Annotated in this window: 5 protein-coding genes; 3 read left to right on the forward strand and 2 right to left on the reverse strand. The window is 36.5% G+C overall.

The features are described from left to right. Positions 1–498 precede the first annotated feature (498 nt). A complete protein-coding gene (locus tag ACY65O_RS00265) occupies positions 499–2,919 on the reverse strand; it encodes a WD40/YVTN/BNR-like repeat-containing protein (protein ID WP_462218840.1) in 2,421 nt (806 codons plus the stop codon). Positions 2,920–3,149: 230 nt separating this feature from the next. Between ACY65O_RS00265 and ACY65O_RS00270 the strand changes: the two genes are divergently transcribed. The 3 genes from ACY65O_RS00270 to ACY65O_RS00280 all read left to right on the forward strand — a co-directional run bounded on the left by ACY65O_RS00270 (position 3,150) and on the right by ACY65O_RS00280 (position 4,847). Continuing rightward, a complete protein-coding gene (locus ACY65O_RS00270) occupies positions 3,150–3,833 on the forward strand; it encodes a toxin-antitoxin system YwqK family antitoxin (RefSeq protein WP_462218841.1) in 684 nt (227 codons plus the stop codon). Between the two features lie 145 nt (positions 3,834–3,978). Continuing rightward, positions 3,979–4,575, forward strand: coding sequence for a toxin-antitoxin system YwqK family antitoxin (locus ACY65O_RS00275; protein WP_462218842.1), 597 nt, complete (start codon positions 3,979–3,981; stop codon positions 4,573–4,575). Further along, positions 4,572–4,847: a hypothetical protein gene (locus ACY65O_RS00280; protein ID WP_462218843.1), complete on the forward strand. Its 276-nt coding sequence runs from the start codon at positions 4,572–4,574 to the stop codon at positions 4,845–4,847. The genes ACY65O_RS00275 and ACY65O_RS00280 overlap by 4 nt, the downstream gene beginning before the upstream one ends. Positions 4,848–4,985: 138 nt before the next feature. Here the strand turns inward: ACY65O_RS00280 and ACY65O_RS00285 are convergent. Then, the coding region (locus tag ACY65O_RS00285; RefSeq protein ID WP_462218844.1) for a hypothetical protein at positions 4,986–5,238 on the reverse strand (253 nt) is incomplete at its 5' end.

Below are 5,238 nucleotides of genomic sequence, written 5' to 3' on the forward strand. Positions count from 1 at the left end.
AAAAACGCCTGCCAGTAAAATTTCTTTTTGATTGTTGACGTATTTGGCAAATTCAAATGCGCCTTTGGGAAAATGTTCGCCATCTAATGCAATGATTATCTTTTTCATAACTGATAAGTTTTAAAGATTACTATAAAATTACTTTTGCAGCAAGGTTGTACATATGATTTGCAGCAGCAGTAAAAATGATTGATATCATTCATGAAAAATCGGCAAAAACAATGCCACTAAGAACCACACAAATGCGTTTGCATATAAGCCGCCTTGCACTACTGCACCCCATTTGAGTGAAATAAAAAGTGGCCGGTAAAAAACCGGCCACTGTAAAAACTTTAGCCTAAGTAGCTCTCTGAATTAATTTTAACCTGATATAGTTTAGCTAAAGCCTATTAGATTTTCGTTGCATTACCACGCCTTTAAAGGCGTGGTAATGCAAATTAGCGCTGCTGTCTTTAGCCAAATAAAAAAATAGACTCAATCAGTTTCTGCATAATACATTTATTTTTTACTTTTTTCATAAGCAGCCTGCACTGCATCTAATTTAGTTATGTAAATACTGCGGCCATGTGTGCCCACCACCAATTCGTTATCTCTTTGCTGTATGGCAATGTCATGCACCGGCACACGGGGTAAATTATTCCCCAATGTCATAAATGTTTTGCCCATATCAAATGATGCATACAAGCCATTATCGCTGCCCACATAAATAATGTTTTCTTTTTTAGGATCTTCTTTAATTACGTTTAATGGTTCGGATGGTAAATCATTTCCTAATTGCATCCAGGTAGCACCGTAATCTTCGCTAACAAATAAATATGCTGCAAAATTATCGTTGCGGTAACCATTTAAAGTAGCGTACACTCTCGATTCTTTGTACATCGATGGCATAACACGGCTTACATATAAACCCTGCGGCACACCTTTTATGTTTACGTTTATTTTTGTAAAATTATAACCGCCATCTTTTGTTACCTGAATGTTTCCATCATCTGTACCCACATAAATTAATCCAAATTTCATTGGCGATTCCACAATGGTGGTTAATGTACCGAAAGGAATTTTACCATCGTGTTTGCCATTGGTTAAATCTCCGCTGATGGCTTCCATCTTTTCGCCTTTATTTAAACTGCGGTGAAATTTATTAGTACCATAATAAAAAACATCGGGTGCATGTTTGCTTAACCAAATAGGCGTTTGCCAGTTATACCGCAATTTTTGTTCGCCTAAATCATGCATAGGATGAATGCTTATTCCCCTGCCGCCAATTTCAGTATTTCTTCTTCCATAATAGCCAAACTGAAAACCTGCGTAAAATGTTTTATTATCTCTGGTGTCCACCTGCACCTGCATACCATCGCCACCACCAATTCCTTTCCAGGTATACGCATCAGGACCGTCTTCTTTTTCTCCATCTTCATCATCATCGCCACCAAAATTATTATTTAATTTACTGCTGCCAAACCAGGTACCATTATCCTGCAGGCCACCATAAACGTTATACGGTTTAGCGTCGTCGGCAGTAATGTTATAAAATTGCCCTACAGCATTATTGTTTACTTTAAACCAGTGCTTGCCATAATCGTAAGTAATATTACAACCACCGTCATTGCCTGCAATCCAGTGCCCGTCACGGTTAGGGTTTATCCAGCAGGCATGCCAATCGGCATGCGTAGCATTTTTATCAGTTACTTTAAAAGTTTTGCCACCATCGCTGCTGTAAATACAATTAAAGCCTACCAATACAATTTTGTTTTCGTCAGTGGCAGATAAACTTAGCTTTGCAAAATAATATCCGTAAGTATTAAAGATGGTAATTTCTTTTGTATTAGCTTTTTTCCATGTTACACCTGCATCATCACTGCGGTATAATTCGCAACCTTTAATACCTGCATTTTGAAAGCCATCATCTGCAACCAGCCATTCATACACTGCTGTTGGTTTTACTTTATCATTTTTTACTAATTCTTTTACAGAAGCGGAACGGTATTTTGCATCAAAATTATTTCTTATTAAAAAACTGTCTAATTTTTTATCATTCAGTTCTGCAAATTTTTCTTTGCTGATAGTTTTAAAATCATCCAAATTATATTTTGCTGTATCAATTTTTTTTGTTGCTGTATCAGGTTTTAAATTGTTGTTATCAATTACTGCATAAACAATATTTGGATTTTTTTGAAAAACAGCCACACCAATTCTTCCTAATTTTTCGCCGGTTGCAAAACCACTGCCGGGTAATGTTACAGACTTCCATGTATCGCCACCGTCGCTACTTTTATAAATGGCAGAAGTTTTTCCACTTTCTTTCCAGTCCCATGCCCTGCGTTCTCTATACCATGTTGCTGCATAAATTTCATCAGGATTATTATTATTGATATCCATTTCTACAGCGCCGGTATTATCATCCAAAAATAAAGTTTGCTTCCATGTTTTACCGCCATCAATAGTTTTATATACACCACGTTCTTTATTGGCAGAATATAAATGCCCGAGCACAGCAACCCATGCAATATTATTGTTAGCGGGATGTAACACTATTTTACCAATATGATGGCTTTCGGGCAGCCCTAAATATTGCCAGCTTTTTCCATTGTCGCTGCTTTTATAAACCCCCGTGCCGCTATAAGAAGAGCGGCTGCTGTTCACTTCGCCGGTGCCTACCCAAATAGTTTTGGTATTCCAATTTACCGCAACATCACCAATACTAAAAGCATCTTCATTATCAAAAACTGGTGTAAGACTAAGTCCGTTGGTATTGGTGTACCATAATCCGCCACTGGCATAAGCCACGTAAAATTCTGTGGGATCATTAGGATTGGCTTCAATATCCACTACCCTTCCGTTCATTTGTACCGGGCCAATATTGCGGAAGGAAATATTTTTTAACAAAGATTTTTCTTCCAACAATTTTCTTTTTTGCAAACCGTTTAATCTTTCAGCAGCCGGTGTTGGCTTGATTTGTGCATATACAGAATTAACACTTATAAAAAGAAGTAAAACTGTAAATTTGTTGAAAAGAAGTTTTGAAATTTTGGAGTGCTCATGCTTAATAGAATTAATGCGGTACAAGAGTGTCCCGCCTAAGGCTGGACCAATGCAGCTGAACAGAGTAAAAAATGCTGGTAACATAAATAAAAATTAAATTTTAAAAAATGAGATTCTTAAAAATACGGCAATTGTTTCTATTGATCATCATTCAATTTTTGTTTTTGATGAATGGTGCCGCTCAATATAAATCTTATAAGTTAAACGATAAAAGAGATACCATTAATGCTGTTGATAAAAATAATTTAAAACAGGGCAAATGGGTTATACATATTGATGAATTACGTGGCGAACCTGGCTATGAAGAGGAAGGTCTTTTTAAAAATGATAAGAAGGAAGGCATTTGGCGTATGTATAATTTAACCGGCGATATTATTGGAGTAGAAAATTATAAACTGGGTGGTAAAGATGGCATACAGCAATATTACACTTACCTGGGAGATTTATACCGGGAAGAAAGCTGGCGTGGTTACGACCCCGAAGCACCATACGATACCGTTGCAGTGTACGGTACCGGCAGCAATGAAATTGTAGATTACAAAATTGTAAAGGCCGAACAATACAGTGTAAGGCACGGCGAATGGCGGTATTACGAACCGGGCAGCGGCCGTTTGGTAAAAAGCGAAAAATATGACCGTGGACTTTTAGAAAAAGCAGGTGCTAAAGCAGTAGCCGCAACCGCAGTTGAAACCAAACCAAAAAAAGTAGAGAAAACTCCAGAAATGCTGGAGTGGGAAAAGAAAAATAAAGGCAAGAAAAAAGTGATTAGAGATGGAAGGACGGGGACGTAAGGAAATATAAAGTCATTAGTCATTAAGTGATTTAAAAGGTTTTAGTAGTAAAACCTTTTTTTATTGCAAAATTTTACTTGGGATTGTAAGAGATTGCTATATTTATATGATCTTAAATTTGCTTTGTAAATTATTCACCACTGCTATGATACCTAAAAAAACTTTCCTGGTTGTTTTATTTTCAGCAATTACTTTTACAGTATTTGCCCAAACTACTACAAAAACTTTTGTTGATTATTATGATAAGCCTGCAGACCGCATTACAGCCAGTTTTTATATTGAGACCTTTAAAACAAATGACACAGCTGTTTACTGGCAAAGAAAAAAATATTATAACGATACCGTTCCTGCTGCACTTGCAGCAACAGGTAAAAGTAAAGATGCAGAAGGGTTAATAAAAGAAGGTGCATTTGTGTACTATTATAAAAATGGTATAAAAGAAAAAGAAGGAAATTACAGTAATAACCTGAAAGAAGGCGAATGGAAAGAATGGAATGAGCAAGGAAAATTAAGTGTGCTTAATCATTTTAAGAAGGATAAAATGATGGGTAAAAACATACGCTGGTTTAGCAATGGCTCTGTATATGACTCTACAATACTTGAAGCTAGTGGTAATGGAAAAAGTTTTGGGTTTTATGAAGATGGCGCCACAGAAGGCGAAGGCAATTATACTGCCGGTGATAAAAATGGAGTATGGACATACTATTACCGCACCGCAAAAAATAAAAAAGTATTGAAGTGAATTATGAAATGGATTCGGCAATGAGCTATACCTGCTATACCGAAACCGGGGAAGTAGAAACTAAAGATTGCTTTTTTGAAAGAGAAGCTGCTTTTGCAGGCGGTGATGCAGGATGGATTAAGTACCTGATTAAAAAGTTAACTGATAAATCGAAAATTTACACCAAGCATTTAAAAAAAGGAGAAGCTTATACTGCAATTGTAAAATTTGTGGTGGATAAAGAAGGAAATACTACAGCTATTAAAGTAGAAAATCCCGTAATGAAAAAGTAGATGAACTGGCGATAAAAATTATCGAGAACAGCCCTAAATGGATACCTGCAATTCAATACAACAGAAAAGTTAGTGCGTACAGAAGGCAGCCAATAACGTTTCAGGTATCTGAAGAATGATTACAATGCTTTTTATTAATTACATCTTACTGCTGCACCTGGCAATTCTTAAAACAAGTACAAGCACGGCAACAATACCTATAAAAATTTGCCAGCCGCTCATTTGCCCGGCGGCAGTTTTTGGTTCTTCCATTACTTTATTATGTTCCGTTTCGGTTGTAAAATAATAACCTTCGGGATGCAGCCCTTTTTCTTTTAGCTCCGCTTTCAATTTTTCAATACTTGTTCCGTTTTGTATTTCAGCAAATATTTCCTGCTGAATTTCGTTAGGG

This window comes from Ferruginibacter sp. (genome assembly GCF_031430955.1).
Lineage (GTDB): Bacteria > Bacteroidota > Bacteroidia > Chitinophagales > Chitinophagaceae > Ferruginibacter.

Excerpts from the sequence above, each read along its gene's own strand:
- ACY65O_RS00270 (WP_462218841.1), top strand. The coding sequence starts at position 3,150 with ATGAGATTCTTAAAAATACGGCAATTGTTTCTATTGATCATCATTCAA.
- ACY65O_RS00275 (WP_462218842.1), top strand. The coding sequence starts at position 3,979 with ATGATACCTAAAAAAACTTTCCTGGTTGTTTTATTTTCAGCAATTACT.